11 protein-coding genes are annotated in these 18814 nt (G+C 65.7%); 5 read left to right on the top strand and 6 right to left on the bottom strand.

The window, feature by feature from the left end; translation table 11 throughout:
* Window positions 1–17 precede the first annotated feature (17 nt).
* The 3 genes from SRU_RS02495 (at window position 18) to SRU_RS15940 (ending at window position 8884) form a co-directional block, all read left to right on the top strand.
* Complete coding sequence (locus SRU_RS02495; protein ID WP_164923444.1) at window positions 18–5966, top strand: PAS domain S-box protein; 5949 nt, start codon at window positions 18–20, stop codon at window positions 5964–5966.
* Window positions 5967–6905: 939 nt separating this feature from the next.
* The gene (locus SRU_RS02490; protein WP_011403247.1) at window positions 6906–7931 is read left to right on the top strand and encodes a ParM/StbA family protein; all 1026 of its coding nucleotides are present in this window, start codon (window positions 6906–6908) and stop codon (window positions 7929–7931) included.
* A 245-nt stretch (window positions 7932–8176) separates the two neighbouring features.
* Window positions 8177–8884, top strand: coding sequence for a bactofilin family protein (locus tag SRU_RS15940; RefSeq protein ID WP_372586311.1), 708 nt, complete (start codon window positions 8177–8179; stop codon window positions 8882–8884).
* A gap of 483 nt (window positions 8885–9367) precedes the next feature.
* On the opposite strand, the gene accC is transcribed toward SRU_RS15940, so the two are convergent.
* The gene (accC, locus tag SRU_RS02480; RefSeq protein WP_011403246.1) at window positions 9368–10888 is read right to left on the bottom strand and encodes an acetyl-CoA carboxylase biotin carboxylase subunit; all 1521 of its coding nucleotides are present in this window, start codon (window positions 10886–10888) and stop codon (window positions 9368–9370) included.
* A 123-nt stretch (window positions 10889–11011) separates the two neighbouring features.
* Here accC and SRU_RS02475 point away from each other — a divergent pair, with 123 nt between their 5' ends.
* A complete protein-coding gene (locus tag SRU_RS02475) occupies window positions 11012–11983 on the top strand; it encodes a DnaJ C-terminal domain-containing protein (RefSeq protein WP_112903027.1) in 972 nt (323 codons plus the stop codon).
* 459 nt (window positions 11984–12442) lie between these two features.
* A complete protein-coding gene (locus SRU_RS02470; protein WP_011403244.1) occupies window positions 12443–13018 on the top strand; it encodes an AP2 domain-containing protein in 576 nt (191 codons plus the stop codon).
* Window positions 13019–13066: 48 nt separating this feature from the next.
* On the opposite strand, the gene typA is transcribed toward SRU_RS02470, so the two are convergent.
* The 5 genes from typA to SRU_RS02445 all read right to left on the bottom strand — a co-directional run bounded on the left by typA (window position 13067) and on the right by SRU_RS02445 (window position 18603).
* Complete coding sequence (gene typA / locus SRU_RS02465) at window positions 13067–14893, bottom strand: translational GTPase TypA (protein WP_202795389.1); 1827 nt, start codon at window positions 14891–14893, stop codon at window positions 13067–13069.
* Between the two features lie 508 nt (window positions 14894–15401).
* Complete coding sequence (gene zapE, locus SRU_RS02460; protein ID WP_011403242.1) at window positions 15402–16427, bottom strand: AFG1/ZapE family ATPase; 1026 nt, start codon at window positions 16425–16427, stop codon at window positions 15402–15404.
* Window positions 16428–16469: 42 nt separating this feature from the next.
* On the bottom strand, window positions 16470–17210 hold the full coding sequence (locus SRU_RS02455; RefSeq protein WP_011403241.1) for a DUF72 domain-containing protein: 741 nt from the start codon (window positions 17208–17210) through the stop codon (window positions 16470–16472).
* Window positions 17211–17274: 64 nt separating this feature from the next.
* Complete coding sequence (locus tag SRU_RS02450) at window positions 17275–18072, bottom strand: Fpg/Nei family DNA glycosylase (protein ID WP_011403240.1); 798 nt, start codon at window positions 18070–18072, stop codon at window positions 17275–17277.
* An 87-nt stretch (window positions 18073–18159) separates the two neighbouring features.
* Window positions 18160–18603: a deoxycytidine triphosphate deaminase gene (locus tag SRU_RS02445; protein ID WP_237701858.1), complete on the bottom strand. Its 444-nt coding sequence runs from the start codon at window positions 18601–18603 to the stop codon at window positions 18160–18162.
* Window positions 18604–18814: the final 211 nt, after the last annotated feature.

The raw sequence follows: 18814 nt of genomic DNA, 5'->3' as shown, positions 1-18814 counted from the left end.
TACCCCCGACGCGCCCCATGCCCACTGGTCCCCCTGATTCGAATCTCTCCTCCTCAAGCAGCAAATACGCACGAATAGATCCCCGCCGCCTCCAGGCCCTACGCCGGTACGACGTCATCGACACCCCCCCGGAGGAGACGTTCGACCGCATTGCGGACCTCGCGGCGGCCCTACTGGACGTTCCCATTGGGCTCGTCACTTTCGTCGGCGACCAGAAACAGTGGCACAAGGCCTGCATCGGGCTCGACGCGCAGGGGCTTGGGCTCGATGCCTCCTTCTGCGTGCACACCCTCGACGAGGGCCAGCGGCTCGTGGTGGAGGACGCGACCGAGGACGAGCGGTTCGACGATAATCCGCTCGTTACGGAGGATCCCCACGTCCGCTTCTACGCCGGCGCCCCCATGATCACCCCGGACGGCCACGTGCTGGGGACCGTCTGCGTGCTGGATACCGAGCCGCGCGCGCCCTCGGAGCGACAACTCACAGGACTGGACGATCTGGCGCAGATGGGGGTCGATCAGTTAGAGCGGCGCCGCCGACAGAAAATCAGCGCGGTCGAACAGGGGGGCGCCGAGTCGGACGAGACGCGACTCAATGAGCTGCTTGCGTCCCTCGACGACGCGGTCTGGGAAGTGCGGATTCATCCTACCGGCTCGAGCGAGGCCGAGCCCGTCCGGCATGAACTGGCCTACGTGAACAGCTCGGAAGAGCACATTTTCGGCCGCCCCACCGACGCGTTTGTCCGAGACCCGATGCTCTGGCGGTCGGCGGCGCACCCGAAGGATCAGCCCGAGCTTCCAACCGCCCGTGACCTGCTTGAGCACGGGCGCTGGCGCGGGGAGTACCGCGTTCTTCGACCGGACGGAACCGCCCGGTGGGTCGAAACCGCCGTACAGGTTATCGGGCGCCCCCCGTTTTCCTCGCAGGACGAAAGGGCATTGGATGCCCCCGTGAAGCTGGCCGGCATCACCCAGGACATTCACCAGCGCAAGCAGGCAGAAGCCTCCGTACAGGAGAAAAGTGCGGCCCTTGCCGAGGAGAAGACGCGCCTCCGGGTGGCCCTCGGCGCCGCCGACGCCGGCGTGTTCGAGTGGTCCATTCCGGACGACCGGCGCGTGTGGGACGAGCGCACGCAGGCCCTTTTTGGGGTCGATGCGGCCCCGCAGACAACCGGAGCACTCCTCGGGCACGTCCACCCAGACGACCGGGGACATCTCCAGGACACAATGGCCCGCGTCCTGGGGACCCCCGACAAAGAGACCTGCCAGGTCCGATACCGAATTCGCCGGCCCGACAGAGAAGACCGACATGTGCAGGCCCGTGCACGCATCCTGCGGGACGAAGACGGCGACGCGGAGCGACTGATCGGAACCTACCAGGACGTGACCGAGAGGCGGCGACGGAGACAGAAACTGCGCCGCCGTGAGCGCCAGTTCGAAGCGGTCTTTCAGGATCCGAACCTCCTGACCGGCCTCCTCGACCTGGACGGGACGCTCCGCAGGGTGAACGACACGGCCCTTTCTTTCATCAACGCAGGCCGGGAAGAGGTGGTGGGGCAATCCTTCTGGGAGACGCCCTGGTGGGACCACGATTCTGCCCTCCAGGCGGACCTTCAAGAATGGATTCAGCGGGCGGCCGGCGGAGAGTACGTGTCGTACCAGTACCAGCACGTAGACGCCGACGGGCTCGAGTATACAATTCGGGGCACTATCCGTCCCGTCACGGACAGGGACGGTGCGGTCACGGCCCTCATCGCTTCGGGCCGCGACGTTACCGCTCGGGAGGACCAGCGGCGCGAGCTGGAGGTCCTCCATCAGGCCGTCGAGGATTCTACGGAGGGCATGGCCGTGCTGGCCGGCGACGAGTACGTGTACGTGGACCAGACCCACGCCGACATGTACGGCTTCGACGACAAGGAGCAGCTCCTGGGCAACACCTGGCGGATGCTCTATGGGGAGGACGAGATCGAGCGCCTCGAAAAAACGGTGTTTCCCGTGCTCGAGGAGGAGGGGCACTGGCAGGGCCTCGTGACGGGGCAGCGCCCGGACGGCAGTACATTCCCGGCGGCGCTGTCCCTCACCGTTACGGAGGCAGGGCGGCTCGTGTGTACCGTGCGGAACATGACCGATCGCCGGAATCGGAACCGGAAACGCCAACTGCTCCTCACCGCGAGCGAAACCGGCATCGCCGAGTGGGACCTGCAGGCCGGCCAGATCCGGTGGGACGGCATGCTTCGCAACATTTTTGGACGCGCACCGGAAAGCACAGACGACTTCTTTGCCCTGATCCATCCGGAGGACCGCTCGCGGGTGCGGGACGGGTTCGACTCCGTCGTCGACAGCGCATCCTCCTGGAACGGAGAGTTTCGAATCGAGGACGGGGACGGGCGCACCCGCTGGATCGAGACTTTGGTAATTCCCATCTTTGAGGACGGCGAGGTGGGCCGCCTCCTCGCGTCGGGGACCGACGTGACCGAGCGAAAAGAGCGCCAACGGAAGCTCGACTTGGCGCTTGCGGGGACCGACACGGGGGTCCTCGAGTGGAACCTACAGACCGGCGAGATGCAGTGGGACGAGACCCTCCAGGATCTATTCGGGCACGACCCACAGACGTTCGAGGCCTTTACCGAAATCGTTCATCCCAATGATCTGCCCGATGTGGAGGCGGCCCTGGAGAACATGACCAGCACCGGCGAATCGTGGGAAGGAGACTTTTGGCTGTTCCACCCCGAGGAAGGGGTTGCTCGAATGAGCCTCCGGGCGACGCCGGTCCACGAGAAAGGGGAGGCCGTCCGCGTCTTGGGCATCGCCACCGACGTGACGGCCCAGTGGGAACGCCAGCGTGATCTCGCGACCAGCCGGGAGCGCTACCAGACCCTCCTCCAGGCAAACCCCGATCCCGTCCTGGTTGCCGACGCGGAGACCGGCAAGATTGTGGAGGCCAACGCGGCCGCCACAGGCCTGCTCGGGCGTCCCCGCGAGGAGATCATCGGGGCCCACCAGACTGACCTCCACCCCTCGGGCCGGGCCGAGGCGTACGCGTCTCTGTTTCGGCGGAGCCTCGACGAAGACGGCCCGATGCGGGCCCTCCCGGACGGGACCCAGATTGAAGTCGTCACCGACGAGGGCACTACCGTCCCCGTTGAAGTCAACGCCACCACCGTAGATCTCCCCGACGGGCGCGTGGTCTACGGGGTCTTCCGGGACGTCTCCGAACGAAAGGCCATGCAAAAGCGCCTCACCCGCCGGGAGCGCCGGTTCCGAATGATGTTCGAGGGCCACAGCGCCCCGATGCTGCTCATCGACGAGGAGACAGGCGCAATTGAGCAGGCCAACGCGGCGGCCGTTGAGTTCTACGGATACGAGCGGGACATCCTGATGTCCATGTCGATCCAGGACATCAATCAACTTCCGGCGGAGGAGGTGGCGCGGGAGCGCCGTGAAGCGGCGGAGGACGGCGACGAGTTCCTGTTCGAGCACGAGCTCGCGTCCGGGGCGGTCCGAACGGTGCGGGTCCTCTCGGCCCCAATCCCGAACCTGGACCGGGCCGGGACGCTTCTCTTCTCGGTCATCCACGACGTCACCCAGCGCGAGGAACACCGACAGGACCTGGCCGACCAGAAGGCGTTCCTGGACCAGGTCCTTGACACGATTGACGACGTGTTTTACCTGCTCGACGAGCAGGGAGATCTCCTGTTCTGGAACCGCCGCGTCAATGAGGTCACCGGCTACACGGACGCGGAGCTTGAGGCCATGACGGCCCTCGATCTCTTCGAGGGAGACGATGCAGCGCGCATCCGAGACGCCATCGAGGAGAGCGCCGCGGGTCAGGCTGTTCGAGTAGAAGCCCCCCTGGTCACCAAGGACGGGCGTCGGGTGCCCCACGAGTTTGTGGGGGACGCCTTCGACGCCCCGACACGGGGCCGCGTCTTGTGCGGGATCGGGCGCGACGTGACCCAGCAGAAGGAGCGACGCCGGGCCCTTCGGCGTGCCAACCAGCGGTTCGAGCAGCTCGCGGAGACGGTGCCGAACGCGTTTTATATCGTTACGCCCGATTACTCAGAGCTCCTTTACGCCAACAGTGCGGTCGAAACGCTGTACGGCGTGGACCGGGACACGCTGCGCGACAACCCGAGTGCCTGGACCCGCCACGTCCATCCCGCGGACCTCGCGGCCCTTCGCTCCGACATCGAGGCCCAGAACGCCGACGAACCACGCTGGCCGCAGCACCAAGAGTTCCGCGTGCTGCATCCCACGCGGGGCCGCCGGTGGCTCACGGCACGGATCGATGCCATCTACGACGACGAAGGGGCTCTTCAGCGGCTCGCCGGCGTGACTACCGACGTGACCGACCAGAAAGTGCGGGAGCAGCGCCTTCGCACCCTCTACCGCGTGACGCGGGACCTTCTCGACGTGAGCACGAAAGCCGGCGCCGCGTCGACTGTCACCGATGCCCTCGGCGACACCCTCGGCCTCCAGGAGGCCGCCGTGTACCTGCGCGACGGCGACGTGCTGGTGCGGGCCGGCACCATCGACAGTGAGGTGGTCGGGTCGATGCCCCGGGTCGAGCAGGGACACACCCCGCTCTGGGCCGCCCTCAGCACGGGCGACACCCATGCGTACTCCGATCCCAGCACCATCGACGACGGCGTAGACCGGTCGGGCCTCGAAGGCTGCGCGTACGTCCCGCTGGGGCAGCGCGGTGTGCTCGCAGTAGGCGCCGCTGCCCAAAACCGGCTCGACGACGATGAACTCCGTCTTCTAGAGGTCGTCGCCCAGAGCTTTCAGGACACCCTAGATGCGCTGGACCAGGAGCGTGATTTGATCGAGCGTGAGCGCCGCTACCGGACCCTCGCCGAGAATATTCCGAACGGGGCGGTGTTCCTCTTCGACGAGGGCCTCACCTATACGCTGGCGGCCGGGGAACTGCTCGGCACGTACGAGCTGGGAGAGTCCGACCTGCTCGGGGCACAGGCCGGAACCGTCCTCGTCGGCATCGAGGGGGGGCGGCACCCCATTGTGGACCGCTTCGAGGCGGCCCTGGAGGGGGAGCAGACGGACCGCCGGATTGGGGTGGGCGGCCGCACGCTGCGCGTCCACGTCGTGCCCCTCCAGGGCGACACCAATGCAAAGGGCCTGATGCTGGCGCAGGACATTACGGAGAACGTCCGCAAGGAGCGCGAGCTTATGAGCGCCAAGAAAGCCGCCGAGGAGGCCAACCGGATGAAGTCGTCCCTTCTCGCGAACATGAGCCACGAAATCCGCACACCGCTGACGTCGATCCTGGGGTTTGCGGAGATGATTGAGGAGGAGATCGGGAGCCTGGAGCCTCCGGCCGAGGCAGGCGACCTGAAGCCCCTCGGGGAGTTTGCGGGCCTGATTCAGAAGAGTGGCCAGCGGCTGATGGATACGCTCACCGGCGTGCTCAACCTCTCGCGGCTGGAGGCCGGGGAAATGGACCTGGCGGCCGAGCCGGTGGACCTGTCCGAGCAGGCCCGTGAGGTCGCCGGCGAGCTTCGGCCTCAGGCCGAGGCGGAAGGGCTGCGCCTGCAGGTCCAGGCCGGAGGCGAGCCAATCTGGGCGCAGGCCGACGGCGGCGGCGTGCAGATCGTGCTCCGCAATCTGGTCTCCAACGCCATCAAATACACGGACGACGGCGAAATACGGCTCCGCGTCTACCGGGAAAACGGGAGTGCGATGATCGAGGTGGAGGACAGCGGCATTGGGATGGACCCCGAAAAAATCGAGGACCTGTTTAAGCCCTTCCGGCAGGCCTCCGAGGGAATGGCCCGGGAGTACGAGGGCACCGGGCTTGGGCTGGCGGTAACGCGGGAGGCCGTCGAGCAGATGGACGGCTCAATCGAGGTGGAGACGGAAAAAGGCAAGGGCACTACGATTCGTGTCCAGCTGCCGAAAGAAGAGAGCAGAGAGACGGGCAATGGCGATGTTGATGATGCGGAGTGCTGAAGGACCTGGGCGACAAGGCTGCGTGGGACCTACGCGCTGAGGAGAGCCCCTGTACGGGGGTAGAATCCTTTGCAAGACCGGTCCGGCCGGTGATCGAAGCCCCTCTGCGCGCCCGTGACACGATGCGCCCGCGACGTCACCGGCAGGCCACTGGGTCCTCCCTGGGTGACACCTTCGGGACCCCGACCGGGCTCGCCCGTGCTTTGTTCGAGACGGTGACGGGGTCCGGGCCCGCCCTTCCGACCCACTGCCGGAAAAGGGCCAGCCGCCGGGCGGGACAGCCGGAGACGATTAGACTTGCACGATCCGCGTTCCCGTGGCATCACCGATCTCTTTGATGGGCTGTCCCCCAATTCAAAGAAATTGGGGAAGGACCTGGTACGAATTTACCGCCGTGAGGTCATCTCGTCTTTTTGCAATCCGTGTCTGTGGGAACAGTGGCTCTTGAGCCGGAGCGTTGCGGTCCACGCCTTCGTCCACGATCCGGCCCCGGCGCCGCAAAGCGTAGTTTTCCCGCTTATCTCATGAAGAGGTGACAAACATAGCCTATTTTTCGGAATTACGGCATGTTTGTTGCTCCACTTTTAGCAGAAGTTTTTTCCGGTCATGGATTCTGGTACTGGTGCCCTGGCTTCTGTACCCCCCGGCTAGAGTCGGCCCCTTGCTTCACCCTCAGCAGAAGGAACTGCCCACGCCCTCTTTTCCACTGCGACGAGTCTTTTTTATACAAATGTATACTTTATAAATATCGAAATTCTATTTTTTCTTCTGAAGACCTTTCTTTAATAGTAGCACTCATAATAACAGCTGTTGTCTATTTATACCACAGGTCGGACTGACAAAAATTATCTCTTTAATTACTTATAGTCATTGACCTAAATTCTTCTCGAATTATAGGAAACGAACTCCGATGTCCTTATCACCGCACCTTCTCCTCACATGTTTAAGACCAAAACCCTACCAAGCGTATTCGAAGCCAGCAATGCTGAGCTTGTCGACGTATCGGACAGCCTTCTCACCGGTTTAAAGATCGGGCACAACGGGCGCAGTTACGTCGTCGGGGAGCTTGCCCTGTTAGAAGGGAATGCTCCGCACAAGGGCATCAACAATGCGCCGTCCGATTTGGACTACCGCCTCTTGCTTCAGGCCGCCCTCGCGGTGACCAAAGCCGGAGCTGAGGAGCCGATGTACGTCACTACTGGCTTTCCTTCCTCCACGTATGCCGCTCACCGGGACACGGCTGAAGAACTGGTAAAGGGAACGCACGTCATCGACCTGGACGGTCGCACCTTCGGGAAGAGCCCGGACACCAGCATTCGAGTCGAGGTCGATCAGGTGGAGATCATCCCCGAAATTGAGGGCTTCACCTTCGGGGTGCGGCAGGGAGAACCGCGCGAGCGCGACCCGTTCTTTGCCGTCGGGCTCGGGTACGGGACCATGGAGGCGGCCCTCAGCCTTCCGTCCGGGATTGTGCAGCGGACCACCGCCTCGGCCAGCGGCCTCCAGTACGCCACCCAACTCATGTCGGACCGTCTTCAGAAGGAGCATTATCTGGATATGGTCACGGAGCACCAGCTCGACATGGCAATGCGCAAGGGCAGTATTGTGATCGGTCGCAAAAAGATGGACCTTACCGAGATGCGCCAGGACGTGCTGTCGACCTACTACGAGGACATCGTCTCCCCGACGCTCAAGCGAGCCTTCGACGACGCCGATTTTGGCCGTGCACGGAAGATGTACGTCGGGGGTGGAGGTGCACTGTTCGATGAGCTTGTCGACGCCTTCACCGACGAATTCGGGGATGTTCTGTCTCTGGAGGTTGTTCCCAACCCTGCATCGTTCATCAGCCAAGGGTACGCGCTGCACGCCGCGGATGCCAACGGCGGCCATCGAGCGCGGGCTGTGGGGCTCGACATTGGGAACGCCAACACAGTCATCAACCTCCTCCGTGAAGAAAGCGTGTAGGGGGGGGGCGTGGACGTCCCGGGGGGCTCCTGTGCTGAAGGGCCAGCGGCCGAGTCGTCTCTGGGGCGCGCTGGAGGCAGCGCGCCTAACTGCTGTTGAGGCACAGCAAATGCTTTTGAGGCACAGCAGAGGGCTGTCATGGTGTGCTCCGGCGCCGCGCACGCAGCCTGTTCGCAAATGGCCGGCTCGTGTGTTCCTTCGGTACTACTTTCGGCCCTGCGTTCTACTTCCTTCTCAGATTTCTTATGTATCCATTCAGTGACCACTCTTCCTCATATGGAAATAGGACCTCATCCATCCCTGATTCTTTCTCCGGTTCAGTCTTGAACGAGGAGGACATAGCTCAGGGAACGCTTCGTCTTGGAACTTCTGACCTTCTCGTAAGAGGGCACGTGCATGGACCGATCACAACTAAGGGATCCGTTCACATCGCTGAAAGCGGCTCCACTCAAGGCTCCATTTGTGCCTCAGAAGTGCGCGTGGCCGAGGGCGCTCAGGTTAGTGGCACCGTGCGCGCCTCGGATCTGCACATCGGTGGGACATTGCAGGGAGCAATCCTCGTATTCGACCACCTCTTGATTCTGAAGACGGCACACGTGCACGGGGGCATCCTGACCCTCCAGAGGGCGACACTTGAGGTGAAGCTCGGGGCGCAGTTCACCGGAACAGTAAGTGAGGTAAAGAGGTCATTTGTGGCACCCGACTCTCCAGAACAGGGAGATGGCTCTCCGGGACGAGCAATGTCAGCGTCGGTTCGCCCCCCAGATTTCTGCCTCCCGTCCCACCATATGAGCGAAAAGCCCCCGGCCAACCGGCCCGAGCAAGAGAAACTGGGGGCGCCTAGTCCAGCAGAGACGCCAGGGGGCGACGATTCGTCGTCTCTCCGAGATGACTCAACGCCAGAGAACGGTTCGGAATCGGACGTGGACGAAGACTTTGGGATTGACTGGTAGGGAGACAAGGGAAGTAAAGTTGTCAGTGTTATGGCATAGCTCAGCAACACGAGAGGGCCCCACAAGTCCTTGCTCTCGCTTCCTCTCGTGGCCCGTGGTCCTCGGGCAGGTCGATCTCGAAGTCCAGTCAAGTCGCCTCGATTGGAAAGACCAACCAGGAGTTTCAAACTGCGTGGTCACAGTGGGCTGGTAGAGGATCCATAACTGACCCCTAAAGCGTGCTGCCGAGGAAGAATCGATAATCTTCGTGTTCAGGCCCGCCGGAAGGCAGACAGCCAGCACCACGCTTCACAAACCCGATGAACGGCACGATTGAAGTCGAGGCGGAGAAACAGGTCGGAAGCCGATTCGTCGTTCGGCTGCCACAGCCCACCACGTGCCCCGCCCCCTCGCCTCGGAGACGGTCCCTGACGGCGTCGTAGTTCCGGCCCCAATCACCGGACCGAAGGCGGGCACGTTCGCCGGCAGCTCGGGGCCTCTGAATCAGGGACGCCGCCGCTGGCGCCACGGACTCCGATCCTCCCGGCCATTCGCCGCGATTGTTGGGGCCTCGTCGGCCTGCGTCTCGGCGTAGTAGAGCGTCGCCGCGAGGGCCGCAAGCTCGTCCCGCTCCGGATCCTCCAGTTGGAGGGCGGAGGGGTCAAACTCCTCGTCCACGAAGTGGGTGGTAAAGTCGCCCGCGCGGAAGCCCTCGTGCTCCATCGCGAAGCGGCAGAACGGGATCGTCGTGGCCATGCTCGCCACCTCGTACTCGTCGAGCGCACGGATCATGCGGTCGATGGCCGCCTCACGGTCGCGGCCCCATGTGGTCACCTTCGAGATCATCGGGTCGTAGTGGATCAGCACCTCGCCCCCCTCCTCCACGCCGGCGTCGACCCGCACCCCAACCCCCGACGGGGCGGAGTGCCGCTTGAGCGGGCCGGGGTCGGGCAGGAAATTCGAGGCCGGGTCCTCCGCGTAGACGCGGCTCTCCATGGCGTGCCCGTTGATCGACAGGTCGTCGGTGGTGTAGCCCAGCGCCTCCCCCTGCGCCACGCGCAACTGCTCGGCCACCAGGTCGACCCCCGTCACCCACTCGGTGACCGGGTGCTCCACCTGCAGGCGCGTGTTCATCTCCATGAAGTAGTAGTTCAGGTCCGCGTCCACCAGAAACTCGACTGTGCCCGCGTTCCGGTAGCCGCACGACTCGGCCGCCGCCACCGCCGCCTTGCCCATCTCGCGGCGCACCTCGGGGGTGAGCACCGACGAGGGGGCCTCCTCGATCACCTTCTGGTGGCGGCGCTGGATGGAGCACTCCCGCTCGAAGAGGTGGACCGTATTCCCGTGGTGGTCGCCCAGGATCTGAAACTCGATGTGGCGGGGCTCCTCGATGTACTTCTCGATAAAGACGCGCCCGTCGCCGAACGAGGACGCGGCCTCCCCCTGCGCCCGGTCCATTGCCCCCGCAAAATGTTCGGGCTCGTGGACGATCCGCATGCCCTTGCCGCCGCCCCCGGCCGCGGCCTTGATGAGCACCGGATAGCCAATGTCCTCGGCGATCTCCTCCCCCTCTTCCGTGCTGGCGACCGCGTCGGTCGTGCCGGGCGCCATCGGCACCCCCGCCTCCTTCATGAGCTGACGGGCGGCCGTCTTGTCCCCCATCGCCCGGATCGCCGCCGCCGGCGGCCCCACGAAGTGAACGCCGGCCTCGGCGCAGGCCTCCGCGAAGGCCGCGTTTTCCGACAGGAAGCCGTAGCCGGGGTGAATGGCGTCGGCCCCGCTGCGGCGCGCCGCCTCCAGGATCGCCTCCGAGTCGAGGTACGACTGTGCGGCCTCCGCCGGGCCGATGTGGTACGCCTCGTCCGCCCGCCGCACGTGGGGCGCGGAGCGGTCCGGCGTGCTGTAGACGGCGACCGTGTTGAGGCCCTGCTCGTGACAGGTGCGCAGGACCCGCAGGGCAATCTCCCCGCGGTTGGCAACGAGAACTTTGTCAAAGGGACGGGATGTCACGGTCGAGTCCGTCATTTCGTCTTGTTGAACGTAATGGCATGAATTCTGTTATGAGGATCCCGCCGCAAAGGCCCTGCCCGTTGTTTTCGGGCCCGAAGCCCGGCTCGCCGATTGGTTTCACAGTGCTCCCCCGCCGCTATGCCGCAGACCGAAGACCTCTACGACGTGCTCGGCGTCGACGAAGACGCGAGCCAGGAGGAGATCAAGAAAACGTACCGCACACTCGCGCGCAAGCACCATCCGGACCGCAACCCGGACGACCCCAACGCCGAGGAGAAGTTCAAGGAGATCCAGAAGGCATACTCCGTTCTCTCGGACGAGGAGAAGCGCGAGCAGTACGATGCCCAGCGCCGGTTCGGCGGCGGAGGCGGCTTCGGCGGGGGCGGCGGGGGCCGCGGCGCGTGGGGCCGGTCCGCCGGCGGCGGGCCCGAGGTTCGGTTCGAGCAAGGCGGCTTTGACGAGGCCTTCGGCGGCCGCGGGGGTGGGGGCCTCGGCGACATCTTCGAGAACTTCTTCGGCGGGGGCGCCCGCACGCAGCGCCAGAATCCCTTCGACGGGGGCCGTCAACAGCAGCGACAGCAGCGGCAACGAGGGCGCCAGGGCGGTCAGGACCTCGAAACGACCCTCCGCCTTTCGTTCCGGGAGGCCCTCGAGGGCGGCCGCAAGCAAGTCGAGCTTCCCTCCGGCGAGTCCATCCGCCTCAAGATTCCGAAGGGCGTGCGGGACGGCTTCAAGATTCGCCTGAAGGGCCGGGGACAGCCCGGCCCCACGGGACAGCGGGGCGACCTGTACGTGACGTTCGAGGTGGGGGATCACCCTCACTTCGACCGCAAGGGCGATGACGTTCACCGGACCGAGACCATCGGCATGTTCGAGGCCGTCTTCGGGACGGACATCCGCGTTCCCACGCCCTACGGGCAGCACCTCAAGCTCTCGGTGCCCGCCGGCACACAGCCGGGCGAGAAGCTGCGCCTGAAGGGCCAAGGGGTGAAGACCGACGACGGGGCCGGCGACCTGTACGTCGAAATCGACGTGAACATCCCCGAAAATCTCTCCCGGAAGCAGCGCGCTGTGCTCCACGAGGCGGCCGAAGACGCAAATCTACTGTAGCTGCCGCGCTGTCGCGGCTTCGGCTCCGTCTTTCCTCCCTCCACTTCTCCAAAGCAGGCCCCCCCGCCCAGGAGCTGCCGCGACGGTGCCGGTTGCACTTCTCCGGTACTGTTTTGCATATTTGATCGTCGCAACACTTGCACCGGACGGAATTGCCCCTGACACCACCCAGAGGCCTTCGTTTCCAGGGGTCCGCCCCGCGAAACGTACGTCGACGCCTTCATTCAGGCGTTGACGCCTCCACCTCGGTCTGGCGAATGTTCGCTTCTATGACCCTTTGCTGTCTGACGTCTCGTCGGTCCCCCTCCTGTTCTCAATCCCGACGAGAAGACCTATTCTCTCAACGGCAGCACCCGGACGTCGGGGCCTCTGTCTGCGTCCGCACTGCGACGACTTCGGGCCTGGTTCAGGCCCCCCTATCCCACCACCACAAAATGATCGCCCTGAGTTCTTTCACCCATGTCCGACAAGCCGAAGAACGTTTTTCGCATCGACATCGAGCCCACCGAAGACAATCCCGACCGTCACCCCACCCACGGCTGGCAGGTGCGCATTAAGCGTCAGAAAGAGCAATATACGAAGTACTTTTCCGACAAGCGACACGGCGGCCGCGAGGAGGCCCTCGAAAAGGCCGTCGAGTACCGGGACGAGCTGCTCGACGAGTTGCCCGAGCCGATGGATCCGGTCCGGCGCTCGGCGGAGGCCCGCTCGACGACCGGCGTAATCGGCCTCAACTTCTGCTGGAAAGACGACGGCAGCGGCACGCCCAAGCCGTACGTGCAGCTCAGCTGGCTTGAAGACGACGACACGCGTCGCAGTGCGGCCTACTCCGTCCGCAAGTGGAACCTGCGCCGCGCAGTGTGGAAGGCCTGTGCCCGTCTGCACGAGGCCCGTGCGGAGCACGACGGCGAGGCCGAAGAGGTGAACGACATGTTCCAGACGGCCTTTCCCAACATCAAGGAGCAGTACGAGGCCGGCCCGGACGGGGAGGGACTGCCGGAGGAGGACGAGGAGGTGATGGAGGCCGCCGCGTAGCGTGCGGGGCGGAGAGACGGCCTTTGCCCTCCGCATCTACATTCGGCGTTACCCCGCGGCGCGCTCCTCCTGCGCGCGGCGGCGGGCCTTCGGCTTGCGGTGGCGCTTGCGGAGCCGGTACGCCTCCGGGGTGACCTCCACGAGCTCGTCCTCGCGGATGAACTCGATCGCGTCCTCCAGCGACATTTCACGGGGGGGCGGGACGTGCTCCAGCTCGGTCCCCGCCGCGGCGCGCATATTGGTGAGCTGCTTCTCCTTCGTCACGTTGAGGTCGAGGTCCTGGGGCTTGTTGTTCTCGCCCACAATCATGCCCTTGTAGACGGCATCGCCGGGCGCCACGAAGAAGTCGCCCCGATCCTGAAGCTCCATGAGGCCGTAGGGCGTGGTCTCGCCTTCCCGATCGGCCACGAGGGCGCCGGAGGTGCGGTGTGGAATCTCGCCCGCCCACGCGCCAAACTCCTCGAAGCGGTGGGTGAGGAGACCTGTCCCCTTCGTGTCCGTGAGGAACTTGGAGCGGTAGCCGATAAGCCCCCGGCTCGGCACCCGAAACGTGAGCCGCACGCGCCCGCTGTCCTGGTGCACCATGTGCTCCATCTGCCCCTTCCGCTCCCCGAGGCGCTCCATCACTACGCCCATGTACTCCTCCGGGATGTCGATCTCAGCGGTCTCGTAGGGCTCGCGGGTCTCGCCGTCGATCTCCTTCGTGATCACCTGCGGCATCCCCACGCAGAACTCGTAGCCCTCGCGCCGCATCTGCTCGATGAGAATGGCCATCTGCAACTCGCCACGCCCGTAGACGCGCATGACGTTGGCCGAGTCGGTCTCCTCGACCCGGATGGCCAGGTTGTTGCGGGCCTCGTCGAAGAGGCGGTCCCGGAGCTGGCGCGAGGTTACGAACTCGCCCTCCTGCCCGCTGAAGGGCCCGTCGTTGATCCGGAACTCCATCGACATGGTCGGCGGGTCCACGTCGAGGGGCGTCATCGGCTCCGGGTGCTCCGGGTGCGAGATGCTCTCGCCCAGCCCGATGCCCTCCACCCCGGCGATGGCCACGATCTGGCCAGGCCCGGCCGCGTCGGTCTCCTCGCGCTGAAGCCCTTCGTACTCGAAGAGCGCCGTCACCTCTGCCTGCTCGGTGCTGCCGTCGCGATGGCAGAGGGTCACGTCCTGCCGGTCCTGTAGGACGCCCTGCTCCACACGCCCGATGGCCACCGGGCCCAAGTAGTCGTCGCGCTGTACGCTGGTGACGAGCACCTGGAGCGTGCCGTCGGGGTCGCCCGTGGGCGGCGGGATCTCGTCGATCATGGTCTCGAAGAGGGGGCGGAGCGTCGACCACTCCTCGTTGTCGAGGTCCGTTTTGCAACGGCCCTCCGTGGCGACGGTGTAAAGCACCGGGAACTCCAGCTGCTCCATGTCCGCCCCGAGGTCGATGAAGAGGTCGTAGATCTCGTCGAGCGATTCCTCGGGCCGGGCGTCCTTGCGGTCGATCTTGTTGAGGACGACGATGGGCGGGAGGTCCAGCTCCAGCGCCTTCTGCACCACGAAGCGGGTCTGGGGGAGCGGCCCCTCCGCCGCGTCCACCAGGAGCATGATGCCGTCGACCATGCGGAGCGTGCGCTCCACCTCGCCCCCGAAGTCGGCGTGGCCCGGCGTGTCGACGATATTGATCTTCGTGCCCTCGTAGCGGACGGCCGTGTTGTTGGCCATGATGGTGATGCCCTTCTCCCGCTCCAGGTCCATCGTGTCCATCACGCGCTCCTGCACCTCCTCGTTGTCGCGGAAGATGCCGCTCTGCCACAGCATCGAGTCCACGAGCGTGGTCTTGCCGTGGTCGACGTGGGCAACAATGGCGATGTCGCGAAGATCGGTCTGCTTCATGGCGGGGCAACGGTTGGAATGGTCCTGCGGGGCACTGCGCCGGGTTGCAACGGCGTGCCCGCGCAGATTGGCATTAGATAGATGAATGGTACCCACACACCGGGCAGACGTTCATTGCTCAGCCGCCCCAGCAGGGCTTCGGGACCGAATTGCCGTAGACTTCGTGGGCGACGGGCCCGAGCCCGGGGAATCACCTCGCTGCTCGTATCCAGCTTCTTCATCGTCCCGTTCCCCCGACTTCCGATGACCAGGAGCCCCCCTTCTCGCCGGGGCGGAGCCCAGGTGCCGCTGCACCAGACCGTGATCGGGCAGGGGATCGAGGGGCGCTCGCGCGGGCCGGCGCGGGGAAAACGATTGGCTTCAGCCTCTGCGGCCACGGCCACTTCGCCCCCGGCGCATGCGGGGACGTCCGGAACGGCGAGCCGGCCGACCTCCAGCGCTGCCGGACGAGGAGATCGCCCAGTGCTTGGCGGCGGGGCCGGACGTGGAATAGCGTGCCGGTGCGGGATCAGACCTGTCCTGCCTCCTTCTGCTCGACGGGGCGAATCTGACACAGGGCGTGGAGGCGCGAGACGGTGCGGTCGAATTTCTCGGCCACGGCCCGCGCAAGGCCGGCGTGCCGGTCGGGATCAAACCAGTCGTCCGGCGGCCGGGCGGCGGTAAAGTAGAGCCTGGGGGCGTCCTCGTGGAGGTACAGTGCGTCGACGACGCGGAGGAGGCGGAAGGCGTCGTCCGTGTCCGCGATGGCGACGCCCTCGATGAAGAGGTGGTCGAGCCCGACCAGGTCCTCAATGAGGTCGGTATGGGCCGTGTCCGTCGTCGCCCGCCGCAGGTCCGCAAACGTCCACCACCGCGCCGCCCCCGTCGCGTCCGCCCGTGCCTGCCGCATGGCCCGTTGCGTGGCGTCGGAGGGCCCCACCCACCCCCGCCCGGACTGCTCCACCGCTCGCGTCCGCCGGTAGTCGTCCCCGCGGACCCCAACCACACGGTACGCGTCCCGCACCTCCGTTCGGAGGAACCGCTGGACGCGGCCGTCGCCGAGCTGGGTCGCCAGGTACTCCTCCGGCGCCACGTTGCTCGTGGCCAGGAGCGGGACGTCCCGGGCCGCCAGCGTCTTCATCACCCCCGCGAGGCGCATCTCGTTCGCCGGGTCGTCGATCTCCACCTCGTCGAGGCAGCAGGCCGCGTACTGGTCGGCCAGCCGGTGCGCGAAGGCGTCCGGCGGCTCGGTCTGCCGAAACAGCGTGCTGGAGTGCAGGAAGGCACAGGCCCTCTCGGGCATCAGGGCGTTGCACGTCGCGGCCAGCAGGTGCGTCTTGCCCGTCCCCGTCGGCCCCACCAGATACAGCCCCTGCGGCAGCCGCTCGTCCCCCACACCCAGAAGCGCCCTGAGCCGCTCGGCCCACGACGGGGTCCGGCGCAGTTCGGCCACGAATGCGCGGGCGACCCGGAGGGCCTCGGCCTGGCTCGGCGTCTGCGGCTCGTAGCTCTCGAACGTGGCGTCGCGGAAGCGCTCGGGGAGGGTCAGGGTCATAGGGAGACGAACAGTTCGCGCGACATCGGTGCACCGGGCCCCTCATCGCCCCAAGTGATCCTGGACCCGGGCCGCGAGCCGCTGGGCATCGTGGGGGGCGTGGCCCTCGCCCGCGGTGTTGTTGAAGTAGACGTACACGTCGAGCCCGTCGGCCCGCCAGTCGGCGATGGCGTCGGCCCAGTCGTCGAGCTCGGCGTCCGTGTAGCGGCCGTGGTACGCCTCCCCCCTCCCGTGCAGGCGCACGTACGCCCAGTCGGTCGGCACCACGCGGTAGGTGGAGCGGTCGCCGAAGTCGTAGACGCAGAATGCCGCGTCGTGCGCCCGCAGCGCGTCGTAGGTCTCCTCGTTGAGCCACGTGGGGTCCCGGAACTCGAAGACATGCCGGTGGGCGTCGTCGAGCGTCTCCAGAAAGGTGTGCAGGCGGTCGAGGTTCTGGTGCCAGTTCGGCGGGCACTGGAAGAGGATGGGGCCGAGGGCATCTCCGAGGGGCTCCACGTTGCGGTAGAGGTTCTGCACCGGTTCGTCCGGGTCCTTCAGCTTCTTGAAGTGGGTGATGTACTGGTTCGCCTTGACCGCGAACGTGAAGCCGTCGGGCGTCCGCCGCCGCCAGGCACGGAGCGTGTCCGCCTCGGGGCTTTGGTAGAAGGTGTTGTTCACCTCGACGGTGCCGAACGTGTCGGCGTACCGGGCGAGCCAGTCGTCCTGAGGCACTTCGTCGGGGTAGAAACGGCCGGCAAAGGGGTCGTGCTGCCAGCCGGAGGTGCCGATGTGGGTGGAGGGCACAGGCGCGTGGGGGTGGAGAGCGTGAGGGTGGAGAGCGTGGGGGTGGAGGGTGTGGGAACCGGGCCTACTTCGGGGGCGACTGGCGGGTGGGGGAAAAGTAGGCCGTGCGGCCGGAGACGGTCTCGGTGTCGAGGGGCACGCCGGTCTTCGGGCAGTGCTCGTCCCCGTAGCGGTGGGGCAGCATGAAGCGGTCCGGGTCCAGGGCCTCGGGGTCGGCGTCGACCGCGATGGCGGCGTCCAGGACCCGTTGAATTGCGTCGTAGAGGCCGCGGAGGTCGGTCTCGGAGAGCTCCGGCACGGTCGTTCGCGGGTGGATGCCCTCCTGGTAGAGGGCCTCGTCGGCGTAGATGTTGCCGAGGCCCGCCACGACGCTCTGGTCCAGCAGCCGGCCTTTGATGGCACCGCGGCGGGACGCGAAGGGCGCCAGAAAAGCATCGACGTCGGCGCGGCGCGCGTCGGGGCCGAGGTCTTTCGCCTCGACAAACGCGTCCGGCGTGTCGACGAGGCGCACGCGGGCAAACTTGCGCGGGCACTCGAACGCCAGGGCGCCCCCGTCTTCAAAGTGAACCTGGACGTACGCGTATTCGGGCATCGTGCCGTCCGGAACGACCTGCACACGTCCGGTCATGCCGAAGTGGAGGGCGAGCCAGCCGGTCTCTTCCCCGTACCGGACGAAGACGTGCTTGCCGTGGCGGTGGGTGTCGGTCAGCGTGCGGCCCCGGAGCACCTCTCCGAGGCGATGCGGCTCCAGGCCGTCGCCGAGAATCAGTGGATCGACGACCGTGGCGTCGGCAATCGGGCGGTCGAGGGCCGCGTCGGCAAGGCGCCGCCGGTAGACGACGGCGTCGGGCAGTTCGGGCATTCGTGTGGGCGTGGGGGTTGAGGGCGTAGGGGTGGAGAGCGTAGGGCGCGGGGGTCGAGGGCGTAGAAGCAGCGTGGCTCTAGACAATCAGTCGAGCACCACGAGGCGAGAAACGCGGCAGTTTTCCTTGAGGCGGCAGCCCATTCGGCTCACCACGAGGAGGGTTTCAATCGGGTCTCGGCCCTCATCCAATACGAACGCACCGTGGTGCGCTCCCGCACGCAGCGTGCGCTCTAGGGGCGTCACGACCGCCTGCTGCCCGTCGTCCAGGCGCAGCGACTCGTTGTACTGCACGACGTACGCCCCCTTTTCCAGGGTCCACCACCCGTAGTCGTCGTCCGGATCGTCGAGGGTCGGCCCAATCCGCTCACGGGGCACGGTCTGGAACTCGCCCCCGCCGAAGTCGAGCTGGCCGGGCCCGGTGGTCCGGAAGACCGCATCGACCGTCAGGTCAATGCCGGTGGAGGCCCGCTGGGTGTCGAGGTGAACGAGCCCGTCGAGCTGGGACGCGAGGGCGTTCGCGGTGTCCATTGCGCAGGGACGATACTGATGAGTGGAAACGCGTTGAGGAAACCTCAAACCAGCCCCAGCGCCTTCAGGTTCGACCGTTTGGTCCCGGTTGGGCTCTGAGGCGCAACTGTCCTCATCCATATCTGGCCCCTTTCGTTCGCGAATGCACTCCCTGTTCGTTTTCCGGAGAATGACTTGACGTATCTGGGTTGATTTGCTATCTTGCAGTAGG

The sequence above is a fragment of the Salinibacter ruber DSM 13855 genome (genome assembly GCF_000013045.1).
Classification (GTDB): Bacteria; Bacteroidota; Rhodothermia; order Rhodothermales; family Salinibacteraceae; genus Salinibacter; species Salinibacter ruber.
This window is presented reverse-complemented; position numbering and strand designations above follow the sequence as displayed.

Coding starts and splice junctions, on each gene's coding strand:
- SRU_RS15940 (WP_372586311.1), top strand. CDS start 8,177: ATGTATCCATTCAGTGACCACTCTTCCTCATATGGAAATAGGACCTCA.
- SRU_RS02450 (WP_011403240.1), bottom strand. CDS start 18,072: ATGCCCGAACTGCCCGACGCCGTCGTCTACCGGCGGCGCCTTGCCGAC.
- accC (WP_011403246.1), bottom strand. CDS start 10,888: ATGACGGACTCGACCGTGACATCCCGTCCCTTTGACAAAGTTCTCGTT.
- typA (WP_202795389.1), bottom strand. CDS start 14,893: ATGAAGCAGACCGATCTTCGCGACATCGCCATTGTTGCCCACGTCGAC.
- SRU_RS02475 (WP_112903027.1), top strand. CDS start 11,012: ATGCCGCAGACCGAAGACCTCTACGACGTGCTCGGCGTCGACGAAGAC.
- zapE (WP_011403242.1), bottom strand. CDS start 16,427: ATGACCCTGACCCTCCCCGAGCGCTTCCGCGACGCCACGTTCGAGAGC.
- SRU_RS02445 (WP_237701858.1), bottom strand. CDS start 18,603: ATGGACACCGCGAACGCCCTCGCGTCCCAGCTCGACGGGCTCGTTCAC.
- SRU_RS02470 (WP_011403244.1), top strand. CDS start 12,443: ATGTCCGACAAGCCGAAGAACGTTTTTCGCATCGACATCGAGCCCACC.
- SRU_RS02495 (WP_164923444.1), top strand. CDS start 18: ATGCCCACTGGTCCCCCTGATTCGAATCTCTCCTCCTCAAGCAGCAAA.
- SRU_RS02490 (WP_011403247.1), top strand. CDS start 6,906: ATGTTTAAGACCAAAACCCTACCAAGCGTATTCGAAGCCAGCAATGCT.